General features: G+C 71.3%; 17 protein-coding genes and 1 riboswitch. Of the genes, 8 read left to right on the top strand and 9 right to left on the bottom strand.

From position 1 onward, the window contains the following. Window positions 1-60: 60 nt before the first annotated feature. Window positions 61-1,002 (top strand): carbohydrate-binding protein, encoded by a 942-nt coding sequence (locus ACY34K_RS17590; protein WP_462748017.1) that lies wholly within the window; start codon window positions 61-63, stop codon window positions 1,000-1,002. Window positions 1,003-1,021: 19 nt separating this feature from the next. On the opposite strand, the gene ACY34K_RS17585 is transcribed toward ACY34K_RS17590, so the two are convergent. From ACY34K_RS17585 to ACY34K_RS17565, 5 genes are all read right to left on the bottom strand, one after another. Beyond that, window positions 1,022-1,882: a class II fructose-bisphosphate aldolase gene (locus ACY34K_RS17585; RefSeq protein WP_462748013.1), complete on the bottom strand. Its 861-nt coding sequence runs from the start codon at window positions 1,880-1,882 to the stop codon at window positions 1,022-1,024. A gap of 15 nt (window positions 1,883-1,897) precedes the next feature. Then, complete coding sequence (locus ACY34K_RS17580) at window positions 1,898-2,824, bottom strand: 1-phosphofructokinase family hexose kinase (protein WP_462748011.1); 927 nt, start codon at window positions 2,822-2,824, stop codon at window positions 1,898-1,900. Between the two features lie 122 nt (window positions 2,825-2,946). Beyond that, complete coding sequence (nagA, locus tag ACY34K_RS17575) at window positions 2,947-4,113, bottom strand: N-acetylglucosamine-6-phosphate deacetylase (protein WP_462748008.1); 1,167 nt, start codon at window positions 4,111-4,113, stop codon at window positions 2,947-2,949. Then, window positions 4,113-5,048: an ROK family protein gene (locus ACY34K_RS17570; protein WP_462748006.1), complete on the bottom strand. Its 936-nt coding sequence runs from the start codon at window positions 5,046-5,048 to the stop codon at window positions 4,113-4,115. The genes nagA and ACY34K_RS17570 overlap by 1 nt, the downstream gene beginning before the upstream one ends. A gap of 88 nt (window positions 5,049-5,136) precedes the next feature. Further along, entirely contained in the window at window positions 5,137-6,039 is a 903-nt protein-coding gene (locus ACY34K_RS17565) for an SIS domain-containing protein (protein WP_462748005.1), read from the bottom strand. Between the two features lie 150 nt (window positions 6,040-6,189). On the opposite strand from ACY34K_RS17565, the gene ACY34K_RS17560 reads away from it, so the two are divergent. From ACY34K_RS17560 to otsB, 3 genes are all read left to right on the top strand, one after another. Next, window positions 6,190-7,461 carry an extracellular solute-binding protein gene (locus ACY34K_RS17560; RefSeq protein WP_462748003.1) on the top strand — a complete coding sequence of 424 codons (1,272 nt, stop codon included), beginning with the start codon at window positions 6,190-6,192 and terminating at the stop codon, window positions 7,459-7,461. A 34-nt stretch (window positions 7,462-7,495) separates the two neighbouring features. Continuing rightward, window positions 7,496-7,786 carry a DUF3263 domain-containing protein gene (locus tag ACY34K_RS17555; protein ID WP_462748001.1) on the top strand — a complete coding sequence of 97 codons (291 nt, stop codon included), beginning with the start codon at window positions 7,496-7,498 and terminating at the stop codon, window positions 7,784-7,786. 165 nt (window positions 7,787-7,951) lie between these two features. Further along, window positions 7,952-8,794, top strand: coding sequence for a trehalose-phosphatase (otsB, locus tag ACY34K_RS17550; protein WP_462747999.1), 843 nt, complete (start codon window positions 7,952-7,954; stop codon window positions 8,792-8,794). Window positions 8,795-8,837: 43 nt separating this feature from the next. On the opposite strand, the gene ACY34K_RS17545 is transcribed toward otsB, so the two are convergent. Next, window positions 8,838-10,313, bottom strand: coding sequence for an alpha,alpha-trehalose-phosphate synthase (UDP-forming) (locus ACY34K_RS17545; RefSeq protein ID WP_462747996.1), 1,476 nt, complete (start codon window positions 10,311-10,313; stop codon window positions 8,838-8,840). A 46-nt stretch (window positions 10,314-10,359) separates the two neighbouring features. Further along, window positions 10,360-11,331, bottom strand: coding sequence for a glucosyl-3-phosphoglycerate synthase (locus tag ACY34K_RS17540; RefSeq protein WP_462747994.1), 972 nt, complete (start codon window positions 11,329-11,331; stop codon window positions 10,360-10,362). 117 nt (window positions 11,332-11,448) lie between these two features. Further along, window positions 11,449-11,595: riboswitch (SAM riboswitch) on the top strand. Here ACY34K_RS17540 and thrC point away from each other — a divergent pair. The 4 genes from thrC (at window position 11,589) to groL (ending at window position 15,840) form a co-directional block, all read left to right on the top strand. Further along, entirely contained in the window at window positions 11,589-12,902 is a 1,314-nt protein-coding gene (thrC, locus tag ACY34K_RS17535) for a threonine synthase (RefSeq protein WP_462747992.1), read from the top strand. (Overlaps the previous riboswitch by 7 nt.) Then, window positions 12,899-13,177, top strand: a complete 279-nt coding sequence (locus ACY34K_RS17530) for a MoaD/ThiS family protein (RefSeq protein ID WP_462747990.1) — start codon at window positions 12,899-12,901, stop codon at window positions 13,175-13,177. Before thrC ends, ACY34K_RS17530 begins: the two co-directional genes overlap by 4 nt. A gap of 463 nt (window positions 13,178-13,640) precedes the next feature. Beyond that, the gene (locus ACY34K_RS17525; protein ID WP_008743607.1) at window positions 13,641-13,847 is read left to right on the top strand and encodes a cold-shock protein; all 207 of its coding nucleotides are present in this window, start codon (window positions 13,641-13,643) and stop codon (window positions 13,845-13,847) included. Between the two features lie 370 nt (window positions 13,848-14,217). Beyond that, on the top strand, window positions 14,218-15,840 hold the full coding sequence (gene groL / locus ACY34K_RS17520) for a chaperonin GroEL (RefSeq protein WP_462747989.1): 1,623 nt from the start codon (window positions 14,218-14,220) through the stop codon (window positions 15,838-15,840). Window positions 15,841-15,981: 141 nt separating this feature from the next. Here the strand turns inward: groL and ACY34K_RS17515 are convergent, their stop codons facing one another. Then, window positions 15,982-16,611, bottom strand: coding sequence for a CAP domain-containing protein (locus ACY34K_RS17515; RefSeq protein WP_462747988.1), 630 nt, complete (start codon window positions 16,609-16,611; stop codon window positions 15,982-15,984). Window positions 16,612-16,726: 115 nt separating this feature from the next. Next, window positions 16,727-17,569, bottom strand: a complete 843-nt coding sequence (locus tag ACY34K_RS17510; RefSeq protein ID WP_462747987.1) for a hypothetical protein — start codon at window positions 17,567-17,569, stop codon at window positions 16,727-16,729. Window positions 17,570-17,599: the final 30 nt, after the last annotated feature.

Below are 17,599 nucleotides of genomic sequence, written 5' to 3'. Positions count from 1 at the left end.
TTCGGGGTAGGCTCGCCGGGTCGGTGACGACTGACGAGCAGGGATGAGGAGTGACCAGGGATGGCTGCCGGTAACAACGGCGCGAGCACGCCCGAGGACGACGATCCGTTCGGCTACCTGTACGCGGACGGGCAGGCGTCAGGGGCTCAGCCGCCGCGCCAGGGCGGCTACGGCTACCCGGGTCCGGCCGCCCAGCCGGGTGTGCCCAGGACGTCGTACAACCAGGTCAGGGCCGTCGGCGAGCGCCAGTACGGCCAGGTCCCGCAGCAGCAGTACGCCCAGCCGAACCCGCAGTACGCGGCCCCCGAGACCTTGCCGGGCGGAGCCCAGGCCACCCGCCCGGTGCCCGTCACGCCGCAGCGCGGCGGACGCGGCGGCGGCCCGAACACCAAGGGTCTGCTGATCGGCGCGATCGCCGTCGTGGCGGTCGTGGTGACGGGTATCACCGTGGCGTTGCTCACGAACAACGGCGAGGGCGACAAGAACGGCGCCCAGCCGCAGCCCTCGGCCCCGGCGTCCCAGGTCCAGGAGTCCCCCTCCCAGAAGCCCTCGGACAACCCCTCCCCGGAGCCGGGCGAGTTGCCGAAGCAGGACGCGGCGACGCTCCAGCTGGGCGGCCCGGCGGCGCTGGGCACGCAGATCAAGGGCGCCCAGGGCATCAACGGCGCCTATGTGATGTTCAACGGTGTCGGTGGCTCCGCCAGCTGGACGGTCGACGTCCCGGAGGACGGCCAGTACACGCTGTTCATCCAGTACACCGTGCCGGGCAAGGACGGGAAGGCGTCGCTCTCCGTCAACGGCGGGCAGTCCCGCGAGATCCGGATGAAGAACTTCGCCCACGCCAAGGAAGGCGACTGGGAGAAGGGCTGGACCTACACGTACTCCTACGCCGAGCTCAAGAAGGGCAAGAACACGATGAAGATGTCGTGCGAGCCCGGTGACCAGTGCGAGGCGTACCTGGACCAGGTGTGGCTGAAGAAGGGCCAGCACACCAGCGACTAGGGCACGTGAAAGAAGCGCCCTAGGGGTGCGCGCCGCCCACCACCGTCAGGAACCGTGCCACCGTCCCGGTCATCGCCTCGCGAGCCGGGACGAGGTATTTCCGGGGGTCGACCGTCGTGACGTCGTCGGCCAGGAAGCCGCGGATCGCGGCTGTGTAGGCCGTGTTCAGGGCCGTACCGATGTTGATTTTGGTCATGCCGGCGGTGACCGCGGCACGCAGTTCGTGGTCCGGGACGCCCGAGGAGCCGTGCAGGACCAGGGGAACGCCGACCGCGTCGCGCAGGGCGGTGATCAGGGCGTGGTCCAGGGTCGCGGTGCGCTCGGTCATGGCGTGGGTGGAGCCGACCGCGACGGCGAGCGCGTCGACGCCGGTGTCCTCGACGTAGGCCGCGGCCTCCGCCGGGTCGGTGCGGACGCCCGGGGTGTGGGCGTCCGGCGGGGGCTCCCCGTTCTTTCCGCCGACCTCGCCGAGCTCGGCTTCGACCCACATGCCCCGCTTGTGCCCCCAGCGGACGGCGTCCGCGGTCGCCTTGACGTTGTCGCCGTAGGGCAGCTTCGACGCGTCGAACATGACCGAGCTGAAGCCTTCGGTGTGCGCCGCGCGCAGCAGGTCGGTGGAGACGACGTGGTCGAGGTGGAGGGCGAGGGGGACGGTGGAGGCGCGGGCGACGGCCGAGGTGGCGGCCGCGATCGCGGAGAGGTCCCCGCCGTGGAACTTCACGGCGTTCTCGGAGATCTGGAGGATGGCGGGAGCCCCGGCCCGCTCGGCGCCGGCGGCGATGGCCTTGGCGTGCTCCAGCGTGATGACGTTGAACGCGGCGACGGCGCCCTCGGCGGACCTGGCCCGATGGATCAGCTCGCCGGTGGGGACGAGGGGCATCCGTGGTACCTCCGATCAAGCGGCCGTGGCGTGCTCCGTCACTGTCACCCGGGGCAGCAGCTCCTGGTAGGTCGTCAGGTCGAACTCGCCCGCCGCGGTCGCCCGGACGGTGGCAGCGGAGAGGGCCACCGCGCGCGTGAGGCGGTCCGGCCAGGGCAGCTCCGTGACGAGTCCGTCCAGGAGGCCGGCCACGGCCGAGTCGCCCGCGCCGGTCGGGTTGCCCTTCACCGCGGTGGGCGGGGCAGCGTGCCAGGTGCCTTCGGGGGTGACGGCGAGGAGCCCGTCCGCGCCGAGCGAGGCGACGACGGAGTGGGCGCCGCGCCGCCGGGCGTCGCGGGTGGCGCGCAGCGGCTCGCGGGCACCGGTCAGCCTGGCCAGCTCGTCGGCGTTGGGTTTGGCCAGATCCGGGCGGGCCGCGATGCCCCGGCGCAGTGGTTCGCCGCTGGTGTCCAGCAGTACGGGCACGCCCGCGCCGCGGGCGAGGCGGATCAGGTCCGCGTACGCGCCGACGTGGATGCCGGGGGGCAGGCTGCCGCACAGGGCGACCGCGTCGGCGTCGGCGAGCAGTGAGCGGTACGTCGTGAGCAGCGCCGACCACTCGGCCGGGGACACGGTGGGGCCGGGTTCGTTGATCTGGGTGGTGTCGCCGGTCGTGTCGTCGACGACCGCGATCGTGCGGCGAGTGGTGCCGTCGATCGGGACGAGCGCGTCGCGCACGGGCAGCGGGGCGAGCAGGGTGCGCAGGACGTCGCCGGTGGGGCCGCCGGCGAAGCCCGTGACCACCGTCTCGTGGCCGAGCGCGGCCAGGACCCGTGACACGTTCAGGCCCTTGCCGCCCGGGCGTTCGGCGACGTCGGTGACGCGGTGCGAGGCGTGCGGGGTCAGCGAGGGCACCCGATAGGTGATGTCGAGCGCGGTGTTGAGCGTGACCGTCAAGATCACCCTGCGCACCCCCGAGACGTGACCAGCCTGCTTCCGGGCCCTGATCATGCCAAACGGAAGGCGGTTGGCCCAGCCCCGAGGGCCGAACGCGGCCGAACAGCATGCAGGAATGAGTGGAACACTCAGCCCTGTTGAGGCTCAATCACCCATTCGCCCTGCCTCATCACACCCTTGAGGGTGAATTCGCTGTCCAGGACGACCAGGTCGGCGTTCTTCCCGGCCTCCAGGGAGCCGACCTTGTCGTACAGCCCGAGCAGTTTCGCCGGGTTGGCGGACAGCGCCCGCACGATGGCCTCGACGGGCAGCCGGTCGATGGTCGCCGCCCGCCGGAAGGCGGTGTCCAGGGTGAGCGTGGAGCCCGCGATCGAACCGCCCTCGACCAGCCGGGCGACGCCGTCGCGCACCTCCACCTCCAGCGGTCCGAGGTGGTAGACGCCGTCGCCGAAGCCGGCCGCGTCCATCGCGTCCGTGATGAACGCGACCCGGTCGGCGCCCGCCCGGTGGAAGGCCAGCTCCAGCGCGGCGGGGTGCAGATGCGTGCCGTCGTTGATCAGCTCGACGGTGATCCGCTCGTCCTCCAGCAGCGCGGCGATCGGGCCGGGCGCGCGGTGTCCGAGCGCGGGCATCGCGTTGTAGAGGTGCGTCGCCACGGTCGCGCCCGCGTCGATGGCCTCGACGGTCTGCTCGTAGGTGGCGTCGGTGTGTCCGATCGCGGCGATCACCCCGTGTTCGGCGAGCAGCCGTACGGAGTCGATGCCGCCGGGCAGTTCGGTGGCGAGGGTGACCATCTTGGCCCGGCCGCGCGCGGCGTCGATCAGCTTGCGCACCTCGGCGGGGTCGGGGTCCCGCAGCAGTTCCTCGCTGTGGGCGCCCTTGCGGCACGGCGAGATGAAGGGCCCCTCGAAGTGGATGCCGGCGATGTCGCCCTGCTCGGCCAGTTCCGACAGTTCGCCCGCCCGCTGCGCCAGGAAGTGCATGTCGCCGGTGACGGTGGAGGCGACGACCGTGGTGGTGCCGTGCAGCCGGTGGGTGTGGACGCCGTGCAGGACCTCGTCGATCGTGCCGGAGGTGAAGGAGGCGCCGCCGCCGCCGTGGTTGTGCATGTCGACGAAGCCCGGCACGACCCAGTGCCCGGACAGGTCCAGGGCCGGGGCGCCGCCCGGAGCCGCCGGCGCGTCGGCCGGACCCACGCCGGCGATCTTCCCGTGCTCGACGATCACCCGCCCGCTGTCCACGATCCCGGTCGGCAGCACCACGTGGGCGCCGGCGAGAACCTTGTGATCGGCCATCAGGCGGTTACCTCCGAATTGGTGAGTAGGTCCCATGCGAGGAGGCCCGCGCCCAGGCATCCGGCGGTGTCCCCGAGGGCCGCCGGCACGATGGCGGGCAGTCTCTGGAACGTCACCCGTTCCCCGACCGCGGCCCTGAGGGGTGTGAACAACGTTTCCCCCGCCTCGGCGAGGCCGCCACCGATGATGAGCGTGCGGGGGTCCAGCAGGGTGATCGCGGTGACCAGCCCGTCGGCGAGCGCGTCGACGGCCTCCTGCCACACCTGCACGGCGGCGGGGTCGCCCGACGCGACGGCCTCGGCGCAGTCCGCCGCGTCCGCGTCCGGGTCGCCGCTCGCCGCGGCCCACGCCCGGCTCACCGCGGCCGCGGAGGCGAGGGTCTCCAGGCAGCCGCGCTGTCCGCAGCCGCAGGCGGGCCCGCCGGGGCGGACCACGATGTGCCCTATCTCCCCCGCGTACCCGTGGGCACCGGCCTCGATACCGCCGGCGATGCCGATGGCTCCGGCGATTCCGGTGCCGAGCGCCACGAACAGGAAGCGCGAGGAGTCCTTCCCGGCGCCGGCCCGCCCCTCGGCGAGCCCGCCGGTGCGCACGTCGTGCCCGAGCGCCACGGGCACGCCGGCCAGCCGCTCGCTGAGGAGGGCCCGCATCGGCACGTCGCGCCAGCCCAGGTTGGAGGCGTACACGGCGACGCCCGCCGCGGCGTCGACGATCCCGGGCACGGCGACGCCGGCGGCCGCCGCGTTCTCGCCGTACCGCTCCCGGCCGTGGGCGCGCAGCTCGGCCGCGAAGTCGAGGATCGACTCCACGACGGCGTCCGGGCCGCGCTCCCGTCCGGTCGCGCGGCGCGCCTCGTGCAACAGGGTGCCGTCCGCTCCGACCAGGGCGGCTTTCATCCCGGTGCCGCCCACATCCAGGGCGATGACGTGTCTCACGGGAGACAGTGTGGCTGGTGCACCCATGAAAGGTCTAGTCCACTTCCGGGATTGTTGTGAAGCCATACAAATCCCGGGCCAGCGGTGATCAGGGGGAAAGGATGACGCTCCTGGTGAGGTTCCGCGGCCGGTCCGGGTCGTGGCCCGCGGCCTCCGCGAGCGCGACCGCGAGCCGCTGCGCGCGGACCAGGTCCGCCATGGGGTCCGCCGTGGCGTGCGCGTGCAGGGTGCCGCCGACCCGGGCCACGTCCGCCGCGAGCCCCTCCGGCAGCGGGCCGAAGACCCAGGCGACCCGGCCCGGACCGGTGATCGCGATCGGCCCGTGCCGGTACTCCATCGCGGGGTACGCCTCCGTCCACGCGCCCGCCGCCTCCCTCATCTTCAGCCCGGCCTCCAGCGCCAGCCCGTAGGTCCAGCCGCGGCCCAGGAACGTCCACTGCTCGGCGGCCGTCACCGCCTCGGGCAGCGGTTCGGTCACGGCGAGTTCGGCGTCCACGGCCGCCTGCGTGACCGGCTTGACCCCGAGCGCCGAGAGATCGCCCAGACCCGCCCGCAGGAACGCCAGGGCCGTCGTCGCGAACCGGGTCTGGACGACCGACTCCTCGTCCGCCCAGTCCAGCACCGCCACCGCGTCCGCCGCCTTCATGACCGGCGTCTTCGGGTCCGCCGTCAGCGCCAGCGTCGGCACCCTGCCGCGCACCGCGCCCAGCAGGGCCAGCACCTCGGTCGTCGTACCCGATCGGGTGATCGCGACGACCCGGTCGTACGAACGGCCCGACGGGAACTCCGACGAGGGGAACGCGTCGGTCTCGCCCTGTCCCGCCGCCTCGCGCAGCGCGGCGTACGCGATCGCCATGAACCACGACGTGCCGCACCCGGTGACGGCGACCCGCTCGCCCGGCCGGGGCATGCCCTCGAAGGACGCCGCCGCCTCGGCGGCGCGACGCCAGCTGCTCGGCTGAGTGGCTATCTCTGCTGCGGTACGGGACATGCGAGGCGGCTCCTACGGCGTCGTACGCGTACAGGTCCCTGCCGGTCTAGCAGACACGTGGTCGGAGCGATACCCAGAGTGGTGTAGACCTCATGGCTCGCCATGAGGGAGAATCGCAGCTCAACGAAGAGCAAAGGGTGGGAAACAGCTGTGCAGCGCCGCTACAAGTCATTGATCGCGGCGGTGGCCGCACTGAGCATGGCCGCTCCGCTGGCCGGCTGCGGATCGACCGGCGAGTCCGGGGACGTGACCCTGAAACTGGTCGCGGCGGACTACGGCAACAGCGAGGCCAACTCGTCCCAGAAGTACTGGGACGGCCTTGCCCGTGAGTTCGAGTCCACCCACCCCGGCATCAAGGTCGACGTCCAGGTCCTGTCCTGGAAGGACGTCGACCGCGAGGTCGCCGAGATGGTGAAGCGGGACGAGGCGCCCGACCTCGCGCAGATCGGCGCGTACGCCGACTTCGCCGACGCCGACAAGCTCTACAAGGTCGACGACCTGCTGTCGGTGCCCACCCAGGCCAACTTCCTGCCGCTGCTGAGCGAGGCCGGCGAGGTCAAGCGGGTGCAGTACGGCATGCCGTTCGCCGCCAGCACCCGGCTCCTCTTCTACAACGAGGAGCTGTTCGACAAGGCGGGCGTGAAGCCGCCGCAGAACTGGGACGACATCCAGAAGGCCGCCAAGGCTCTCAAGGCAGACGGGGTGAAGTACCCCTTCGCACTGCCCCTCGGCTCCGAGGAGTCCCAGGCCGAGACCATGATGTGGCTGCTGAGCGGTGGCGGCGGCTACCGAGACGCCACCAACACGTCCTACGAGATCGACTCCACCGAGAACGTCGCCACCTTCAAGTGGCTCAAGGAGGACCTGGTCGGAGAGGGACTGACCGGCCCGGTGGCCCCCGGCAAGCTCGACCGCCAGCAGGCCTTCGACGCCTTCGCCAAGGGTGAGGTCGGCATGCTCAACGGCCACCCGACCCTGATGGAGAAGGCCGAGAAGGCGGGCGTGAAGGTCGGCAAGGTGCCGCTGCCCGGCACCACCGGCAGGGCCAAGGCCGCCATGGGCGTCGCCGACTGGATGATGGCGTTCAAGCAGAACGGCCACCGTGAGGAGACGGGCAAGTTCCTGGACTTCGTGTACCAGGACAAGAACGTGCTGCAGTTCTCCGACCTGTACGACATCCTCCCGGTGACCGTCACCGCGTCCAGCGCCATGCGGGACGACCCCAAGCACAAGGACCTCAAGGCCTTCCTGGAGGCCCTGCCCACCTCGGAGCTCTACCCGGTCGGCGAGATGTCCTGGGCCAGGGTCAGCGAGAGCGTCAAGCGGAACATCGGCCGGGCGGTCGAGCCCGACGGCAGCCCCGAGAGCGTCCTGGAGGAGATAGCGCGGGACGCCCGGACCGCGGAGGCCGAGGAGGAGTGACCCTCCCCGGCCGGCCCGGCATTATGTTGCTGATATGACCGCCGACCCCGAGTCCGCCACTGACCCCGAGTCCGCCACCGACCCCGAGCCCGCCGCCGGGCGCGAGCTGACCGACCGGGACCGCGCCGTCCTCGCCGTGGAACGGCGCTCCTGGCCGGGCCCCGGCGCCAAGGAACGCGCGATCAGGGAGCAGCTCGCCCTCTCCCCGACCCGCTACTACCAGCTCCTCAACGCCCTGCTCGACGACGAGGCGGCGCTGGCCCACGACCCCGTCACCGTCAACCGCCTCCGCCGTCTGCGCGCCTCCCGCGAGGCGCGCCGCTAGGGCGTGTTTCGAATGTGGCGTCGTCCGCCCGGGGGGCGGGGCCGGGCCCCGGCCGGACGGGACTTTCGAAACACGCCCCGGCGAAGGTCCGCGAGGTGCCAAAGGTGTGCCCGGGTGTGACGCGACCAGGTGTGTGGACACCCGTGCGTGGATAGGGTTCCCCGCATGGGCAGCACCCCCGATTCCTTGCCGCGTCCCGCCACCGCCGCCGGCCGCGAGGGCCTCGCCGCACTGCTCGCGCGCCCCGAGAAGGCCGTCGTCGCCCTCGACTTCGACGGCACGCTCGCCGAGATCGTCGACGACCCCGAGCAGGCCCGGGCCGTCGAGGGCACCGTCCCCGCGCTCGCCGCGCTGGCACCGCGCGTCGCCTCGGTCGCCGTCGTCACCGGCCGCCCGGCCGGCGTCGCCGTACGGTACGGCGGCTTCGCCGGGGTGCCCGGCCTCGAACACCTCGTGGTCCTCGGGCACTACGGCGCCGAGCGCTGGGACGCCCGCACCGGCACCGTGACGGCCGCCGCCCCGCACCCCGGGGTCGCGGCGGTCCGCGCGGAGCTGCCCGGCTTCCTGGAGAGCGTCGGCGCCTGGCGCGGTACGTGGATCGAGGAGAAGGGCCGCGCGGTGGCGGTCCACACCCGCCGCGCCGAGGACCCCCAGGCCGCCTTCGAGGCCCTCAAGGAGCCCCTCGCCGGCCTGGCCGCCCGGCACGGCCTCGTCCTCGAACCGGGCCGGATGGTCCTGGAACTGCGCCCGCCCGGCATGGACAAGGGCATGGCCCTCGGCGAGCACCTGCGCGCCACCGGCGCCGAGTCCGTCCTCTACGCGGGCGACGACCTCGGCGACCTCCCCGCCTTCGCGGCCGTCGAAAAGCTCCGCTCCGACGGCCGGCCCGGCCTCCTGGTGTGCAGCGGCAGCGCCGAAGTCACCGAACTCTCCGACCGCGCCGACCTCCTGCTCCCCGGCCCGGCCGCCGTCGTCGCCTTCCTCGCTGCCCTGGCGTCCGCCTTCTAGGGCTCGGTTCGGCTCCTCCGGGGCGCCGCACAGGCCGGGCGGTTCACACGTCCCGCAGGGCCGCCAGCTGGTCCAGGAACCAGCGCTCCGGCGGCAGGGCCGTGGCCGCGGCCGCGAGGCGCTTGGTGCGTTCCGCGCGTTCGGCGGGCGGCATGGACAGTGCCTCGTGCAGCGCCCGCGCCGTACCCGTCACGTCGTACGGGTTCACCGTCACCGCGTCCTCGTGCAGCTCCGCGTACGCCCCCGCCTCCCGCGACAGGACCAGCGCGCAGCCCTCGTCGGAGACGACCGGAACCTCCTTGGCGACCAGGTTCATGCCGTCCCGGATCGGGTTGACCAGTGCCACGTCGGCCAGCCGGTAGGCGGCCAGGGAGCGGGCGAAGTCGTCCTTCACATGCAGCAGGACCGGCGTCCAGTCCTCCGTACCGAACCGGGCGTTGATGGCGTCGGAGACCCGCGACACCTCCGCGGTGTAGTCCCGGTACACCGGGAGGTCCTGCCTGGAGGGGTAGGCGAACGCGATGTGCACCACCCGCTCGCGCCACTCCGGGCGCTCTTCCAGGAGCGTCTCGTACGCCAGCAGGCCCCGCACGATGTTCTTCGACAGCTCCGTACGGTCCACCCGGATGATCGTCCTGCGGTCGCCGACCTGCTCCCGCAGCACCGCCATCCGGTCCTCCACGTCCGAGCGGCGCGACCGCTCCCGCAGGAAGTCGGCGTCCGCGCCCAGGCCGTGCACCCCGAGCCGGGTCCGCCTGCGCGGCCGGCCCGGCAGGGCGTACTCGAACGCCGGCTCCTGGTCCTTGGGCCAGCTCGTCCGCCCGTCGTAGGGGGCGAGCACGGCCGCGCAGCAGTTCTGGAACGCCATGAGCCAGCGCCGGGTCAGGAACCCGAGCCGGTCCGCGCCGAGCATCCCCAGCAGCAATTCCTCCGCGATGTCGTCGGGCAGCATCCGGAAGTATTCCGGCGGCGCCCACGGGGTGTGCGAGAAGTGCCCGATCCGCAGGTCCGGGCGGAGCTCCCGCAGCATTCCCGGCACGAGCGCCAGGTGATAGTCCTGCACCAGCACCACGGCGTCGTCGGCGGCCTCGGCCGCCAGCGCCTCGGCGAACGCCCGGTTGTAGATCCGGTACGCCGCCCACTGCCGCCGGAACTCCGAGCCGAAGACCGGCTCCAGCGGCGTCTGGTACAGCATGTGGTGGACGAACCACAGCACCGAGTTCGCCACTCCGTTGTACGCGTCCGCGTGCACGCGCGCGTCGATGTCGAGCATCAGCACGCCGGGTTCGCCGACCCCGCGCCGCACCGCCTCGCGGTCGCCGTCGGTCAGCGCCGCGCACACCCACAGCGCGCCCGCGTCCGGTCCGATCGCCGACAGCCCGGACACCAGTCCGCCACCGCCCCGCCGGGCGTCCAGCGTGCCGTCCGCGTGCGGCACATAGCTGACCGGCCCGCGGTTCGAGGCGACGAGGACCCGGGCCTTTTCACCGTGCTCGGAAGCACCCTGCTCGGAAGCCATGTAGCCGAACCTAGCCCGTACCGGAAACGCTCAAACGTACGGCCGCTCACGCCACCCGGCGCCGCTGCGCGTACTCGGCGATTTCGGCCATCGGCGGCCGCTCCTCGGTGTCCACCGGGTGCGTGCGCGGCACGAAGCCCTCCTCGCCCCGGTCGAACTGGGTGAGCCTCGGCCGCACCAGGTGCCCCCTCGACAGCCGCAGCTGTGCCGTCCGGTAGATCGCCGCCGCCATCCGCCCGAGCGCCCGGTCGTCCTGGTGCCGGTGCTTGCGCACCCCCACGTCCACCTGGGCCAGCGCGTCCAGGCCCACCGTGTGCAGCGCGTCCACCAGCAGCCCCAGCTCCACTCCGTAACCGACCGGGAAGGGCAGCCGCTCCAGCAGGGAGCGCCGCGCCGCGTACTCCCCGCCCAGCGGCTGGACGAACCCGGCCAGCTGCGGCCAGTGCAGATTCAGCAGCGGACGCGCCACCAGCTCGGTCACCCGGCCTCCCTGACCCGCGACGGTGCCGCCGGAGGCGGGCTCGCCGGACACCGTCAGCGGCCGGTCGTACATCGCCTTGACGAACTGCACCGGCGGGTCGGTGAGCATCGGCCCCACGACGCCGCTGACGAAATCGGCCGAGAAGTCCCGCAGATCCGCGTCGATGAAGCAGATGATGTCACCGCTGGTCACCATCAGTGACCGCCAGAGCACCTCGCCCTTGCCCGGAACGGCCGGTATGCGCGGCAGGATCGCGTCCCGCGCCACCACCCTCGCCCCGGCCGCGGCGGCGACCTCGGCGGTGCGGTCCGTCGAACCCGAGTCGATCACCACCAGCTCGTCGACGAGCGGCACCGCCCGTGACATCAGCTCGCGCCGGATCACCGCGACGATGTCACCGACCGTCGCCTCCTCGTTCAGCGCGGGGAGCACCACGCTGATCGTGGTGCCCTGCTTGGCGGCGAGGATCCGGTCCAGCGGGCGGTCCGCCACGGACCAGGACCGCCGGTCCAGCCAGCGCTCCACCTCTTCCAGCACGTGATCTCCATCTCGCGGATCGGACGACCGTCTCAACCGTCCGGGGGTTCGGTTACAGTCTTGAACAACGCGGATGACCGTCGCATGTCGGGGGTCCTGCCGCGAACAATCGAATACCGCTCATCCAGAGGGGCAGAGGGACACGGCCCGTTGAAGCCCCGGCAACCCTCCAGTCGGCACTCGCACGTCTCAGCACGCGAGGCCCCGGCTAGGGAAGGTGCCAAATCCGTCTCGCGGCGAAATGCGTCGTGAGGAAGATGAGGAGAAAGGGCCTCGCCTCCATGGCTGTACAGACTGTTGCCACCGACAGCCCCACGACCGTCGACCTCGGGCCTGCGTCCGCACTCTCCTGCCGCGAATGCGGCGAGCGCTTCCCGCTGGGACCCATTTTCGCCTGTGCCGAGTGTTTCGGGCCGCTCGAGATCGCCTACGACCTGCCGAGCGGCGACGCCGAGGCCCTGCGCAAGCGGATCGAGGCCGGCCCCGCCAACATCTGGCGGTACGCGCCCCTGCTGCCCGTCCCGGCCGACGTGGCCGACAAGCCGAACCTGAACCCCGGCTGGACCCAGCTCGTCCAGGCCGACAACCTCGCCCGTGAACTGGGCGTCGAGCCGGGCAAGCTCTTCGTCAAGGACGACTCCGGCAACCCGACGCACTCCTTCAAGGACCGTGTCGTCGCCCAGGCCATCGAGGCCGCCCGCGCCTTCGGCTTCACCACCCTGTCCTGCTCCTCCACCGGCAACCTGGCCGGCGCGGTCGGCGCCGCCGCCGCCCGGGCCGGTTTCCGCTCCTGCGTGTTCATCCCGCACGACCTGGAGCAGGGCAAGGTCGTCATGGCCGCGGTGTACGGCGGCGAGCTCGTCGGCATCGAGGGCAACTACGACGACGTGAACCGCTTCTGCTCCGAACTCATCGGCGACCCGCTGGGCGAAGGCTGGGGATTCGTCAACGTCAACCTGCGGCCGTACTACGCCGAGGGCTCCAAGACGCTGGCGTACGAGATCTGCGAGCAGCTCGGCTGGCGGCTGCCCGACCAGATCGTCATCCCCATCGCTTCCGGCTCCCAGCTCACCAAGATCGACAAGGGTCTGCAGGAGCTGATCAAGCTGGGCCTCGTGGAGGACAAGCCGTACAAGATCTTCGGTGCCCAGGCCGAGGGCTGCTCGCCGGTGTCGGTGGCCTTCAAGGCCGGGCACGAGGTGGTGCGCCCGCAGAAGCCCAGCACCATCGCCAAGTCGCTCGCCATCGGCAACCCGGCGGACGGCCCGTACGTCCTGGACATCTGCCGCCGCACCGGCGGTGCCGTCGAGGACGTGACCGACGAGCAGATCGTGGACGCGATCAAGCTGCTGGCGCGCACGGAGGGCATCTTCACGGAGACCGCCGGCGGGACGACCCTCGGAGTCGCGAAGAAGCTGATCGAGGCCGGCGTCATCGACCCCGCCCTCACCACGGTCGTCGTCAACACCGGTGACGGCCTCAAGACCCTTGACGCGGTGGCCCCCACCACGGGCATGTCCGCGGTCATCAGCCCCAACCTGGACTCTTTCCGAGAGGCTGGCCTCGCATGAGCGTCAATGTCCGCATCCCCACCATCCTCCGCACCTACACCGGCGGTCGGGCCGAGGTCCCGGCGGAGGGCTCGACCCTCTCCGAGGTCATCGAGTCCCTGGAGAAGAACCACCCGGGCATCGCCGCCCGCGTCCTGGACGACCAGGGCAAGCTGCGCCGGTTCGTGAACGTGTACGTCAACGACGACGACGTGCGCTTCGAGGACGGTCTGGGTACCGCCACGCCGGACGGTGCGGGCGTCTCGATCATTCCCGCCGTGGCCGGCGGCTGCTGAACCGTCCCGCCGCAGCCCCTGCGGACACGCAGAGTCACCACGATTGCCCCCTCCGCGAGAGAAGCGGAGGGGGCAATTCTGCATGGTTGAGCGCGGTAGAGTTGGGGAAGTCCCCGCCGCAGCCCATGTCACGTGCATATGAAAATGCAGCCCGGCGCGACAAGATGCAGTCAAAGTACCCCTGCATTTTGCGCCATATGCGCGCTTTGCCCGGCCCGACTTGCCCGGGGTTCCGCCGAATTCGGCCACCTTTTCCGTTCACTCGTGCTCGGAATTCTCGTCCGATTGACCTGTTGCAGACGGCAGTTGGGCAGATACATTCAGCGGCGGTCGACGCGTTCCGGCGCACGCTCATGGGGTCTCCCCATGCCCCCTGGGCATAGGGGAACTGTCAGTGGGTGAGGTCTGACCCGGGTCCGCGAAGTGCGGTCCTGTGCAAGGGCCAGTAATAGGGGAGTTAGGCATGGCTCAGGGCACCGTCAAGTGGTTCAACGCGGAGAAGGGGTACGGCTTCATCGCGGTCGACGGTGGTGCGGATGTTTTCGTCCACTACAGCGCGATCCAGATGGACGGCTACCGCACCCTTGAAGAAGGTCAGCGGGTCGAGTTCGAGATCTCGCAGGGCCAGAAGGGTCCGCAGGCGGACATGGTCAAGCTCGCCGCCGGCTGAGAGCCGCGCGTTCGATCGACCATCGACTTCAGCAGCGTCGAGGGGCCCGTATCCGAGGAGGGATGCGGGCCCCTCGCGCATGCCCGGGACGGCCCCCGGAGGGGGCCGATCCGCGGGCGCCGCTCGCGCCCTCCCGCCGCCCGACCGCCATCCTCCCGGCGACGCTCCCGTGGAGCGGCCTTGCACTCTCCAGGGTCGAGTGCTAATCATTGGCGTTAGCACTCTGAAGGTGAGAGTGACAGAACTTGGATCGGGTCGGTGAGGTCCGCAGGCCGAGTGGGGCAAGGAACCACTGGGCGCGCAGGCCGTCCGTCGCGGGCACCAGCACGGTCCGTTTGCGTTTCCACCCCGTCCGGGAGGACCACTTCACATGGCCAAGATCATCGCGTTCGACGAGGAGGCACGGCGCGGCCTCGAGCGCGGCATGAACCAGCTCGCCGACGCCGTCAAGGTGACCCTGGGCCCCAAGGGTCGCAACGTCGTCCTCGAGAAGAAGTGGGGCGCCCCCACGATCACCAACGACGGTGTCTCCATCGCCAAGGAGATCGAGCTCGAGGACCCGTACGAGAAGATCGGCGCCGAGCTGGTCAAGGAAGTCGCCAAGAAGACGGACGACGTCGCCGGTGACGGTACGACCACCGCGACCGTCCTCGCCCAGGCGCTCGTCCGCGAGGGTCTGCGCAACGTCGCCGCCGGTGCGAACCCGATGGCCCTGAAGCGCGGCATCGAGAAGGCCGTCGAGGCCGTCTCCGGCGCGCTGCTGGAGCAGGCGAAGGATGTCGAGACCAAGGAGCAGATCGCTTCCACGGCCTCCATCTCCGCCGCCGACACCCAGATCGGTGAGCTCATCGCCGAGGCCATGGACAAGGTCGGCAAGGAAGGCGTCATCACCGTCGAGGAGTCCCAGACCTTCGGTCTGGAGCTGGAGCTCACCGAGGGTATGCGCTTCGACAAGGGCTACATCTCGGCGTACTTCGCCACCGACATGGAGCGTATGGAGGCGTCGCTCGACGACCCGTACATCCTCATCGTCAACTCCAAGGTCAGCAACGTGAAGGACCTCCTTCCGCTGCTGGAGAAGGTCATGCAGTCCGGCAAGCCGCTGCTGATCATCGCCGAGGACGTCGAGGGCGAGGCCCTGTCGACCCTGGTCGTCAACAAGATCCGCGGCACCTTCAAGTCCGTCGCCGTCAAGGCCCCGGGCTTCGGCGACCGCCGCAAGGCCATGCTGAACGACATCGCCATCCTCACCGGTGGCCAGGTCATCTCCGAGGAGGTCGGCCTCAAGCTCGAGAACGCCGGCCTGGACCTGCTGGGCCGCGCCCGCAAGGTCGTCATCACCAAGGACGAGACCACGATCGTCGACGGTGCCGGTGACAGCGACCAGGTTGCCGGTCGCGTCAACCAGATCCGCGCCGAGATCGAGAACTCCGACTCGGACTACGACCGCGAGAAGCTCCAGGAGCGTCTGGCGAAGCTGGCCGGCGGCGTGGCCGTCATCAAGGCCGGTGCCGCCACCGAGGTCGAGCTCAAGGAGCGCAAGCACCGCATCGAGGACGCGGTGCGCAACGCCAAGGCCGCCGTCGAGGAGGGCATCGTCGCCGGTGGTGGCGTGGCCCTGCTGCAGGCCTCCTCGGTCTTCGAGAAGCTGGAGCTCGAGGGTGACGAGGCGACCGGTGCCGCCGCGGTGAAGCTGGCGCTGGAGGCCCCGCTGAAGCAGATCGCCGTCAACGGTGGCCTCGAGGGCGGCGTCGTCGTCGAGAAGGTGCGCAACCTTCCGATCGGCCACGGCCTGAACGCCGCGACCGGCGAGTACGTCGACATGATCGCCGAGGGCATCCTCGACCCCGCGAAGGTGACCCGTTCCGCTCTGCAGAACGCGGCCTCCATCGCGGCGCTGTTCCTCACCACCGAGGCCGTCATCGCCGACAAGCCGGAGAAGGCCGCTGCCGGCGCTCCGGGCGGCATGCCGGGCGGTGACATGGACTTCTGATCGACCTCTGGTTGATCACCGTCCTTGACCGAGGGCGGCACCCCTTCTCCCAGGGGGTGCCGCCCTCGGGCGTTTCCGCCGCCGGCGCACACGCCCCCGGCCCCGCCCCCCGGGCGGACGACGCCACTTTCGCAACACGCCCTAGGCGCAGACCCCGAAGGTCACGACGAACGTGCCCGCGTCGCTGAACCCGGCCCCCGCCGGATCGGCCGCCCCGCCGCGCGCCGCGGCGCCTATGTCACGCAGGTTCGGGTCCAGAACGATCTCCCGGTGGCCCCATTTGCTCACATTGACCCACCAGTTCACCGCCGCCCGAGGCGTTCCATGGCCGGAACCCCACCCGTTGTAGGTGACCTCGTTGACCCGCCACGACCGCCCGTGGGCGCAGTAGCCCTCCGACCGGATCCGGTCGACCGGCTTCGAACCGGTCTGCGGATTGGTGTGCGAGTCCTTGCCGGGCCCCCACCACTTGATGTTCACGGCGGCCCGCGCGTGTTTCTGCGCCGCCTGCACGAGGGCGTCCTGCCATTCGACCTGTGGAAGCCCGCGCCTGGCGCGCTCCTCGTTGATCAGGCACGCCACCGCGATGGAGGGGAACAGGATGTCGAACCCGAAGCGGCTGGTGCCGGTGCCAGGTGGTCTGTCCTTCTCCACCGCACCGCAGTTCATGTTGTGGGTGGCCGGGACCGTCTCGGCCGATGCGGTGGCCGGAACGACGGTGGCGACCGAGAGAGCGCTCGTCATGGCGAGCGCGAGGACCGAACGCCTCACGGGGCTTCGCCTCCTCCTCACACCGAAGGTCACGCATCGATGCTGGGGTGGCGCCTCTCCCACGATACGTCCGGCCCATGGGCCCCCGCAGCGCGAGCGGGGGCGGCCCCGGTGGTCACGTACGGCTTCCTTCGGGTTGGAGGTTCGCCCGCGCCTGGGCGGCTCGGGCTCGGACCCGGTCCGGGGACAGGCTCGGTCGCCGTACGGGCAGGGGCTCGCCCCGGCAGGGTGCGCAGTCGCCACCCAGCAAAGCCTCCGGGCGGGCAGGCGCACCGCACGTGGCGCACTCCAGGACGCGCAGGGGAGGGCGTTCGGGTACGGTCCGGGGCGGTGGGATCTTGGTCGTCAGGCGGGTGCGGGCCAGGGCCAGCGGGTGGTGGACCGGTGTCGGGAGGCCCGCCGTCAGGGCGGTCATGATCTGCGCCTCCGTCGCACCCCGGTCGAACCACTCGGTCACCAGCGGCGCGAGCGCGACGCATTCGGTCGCGGACAGCGACATCGTGGGCGCCTCGCGCCCCAGTGCGGCGAGCAGGATGTACGCCCGCGAACGGGTCTGCCGCCGGGGCGGTTCGTCCTCCGGCACGTCCCCGCGCTGGAACGCCGCCCACCAGGCGTCGTCCCGCGGGGTGCGCGACCACCAGGTGCGGGTCACCCACAGCCGGCTGCCGGAGCCCGCGATGTGCTCCTGCCCCCGACGCAGGTGCCCGGCGCGGACGAGGTTGTTGAGCGCGGTGCGCACGGCGCACTGGCCGTAGTCCGGCAGGACTTTGGCGAGGGTCTTGTAGGAGATGTCCGCGCCGTCCGTCAACCGGTCGATGTACCCCGCGATGGCGGCTTCCCGCCGGGGCAGATGGGCGAAGTCGCTGGTCGTCGCCCGGTGTTGGCCCGGCGCGGAGCGCTTGCCGTAGCCGGGGTTGGCGAGAGGGTGCGCGGCGGCACTAAGCTGGCTGTCAGCCATGGATCGAGAGTCCTTCGATCTAGAGGTCAA

It is taken from the genome of Streptomyces sp. STAM6 (assembly GCF_054963715.1).
The sequence above is the reverse complement of the archived record's forward strand: the minus strand, read 5'-3'. Positions and strand labels throughout refer to the sequence as shown.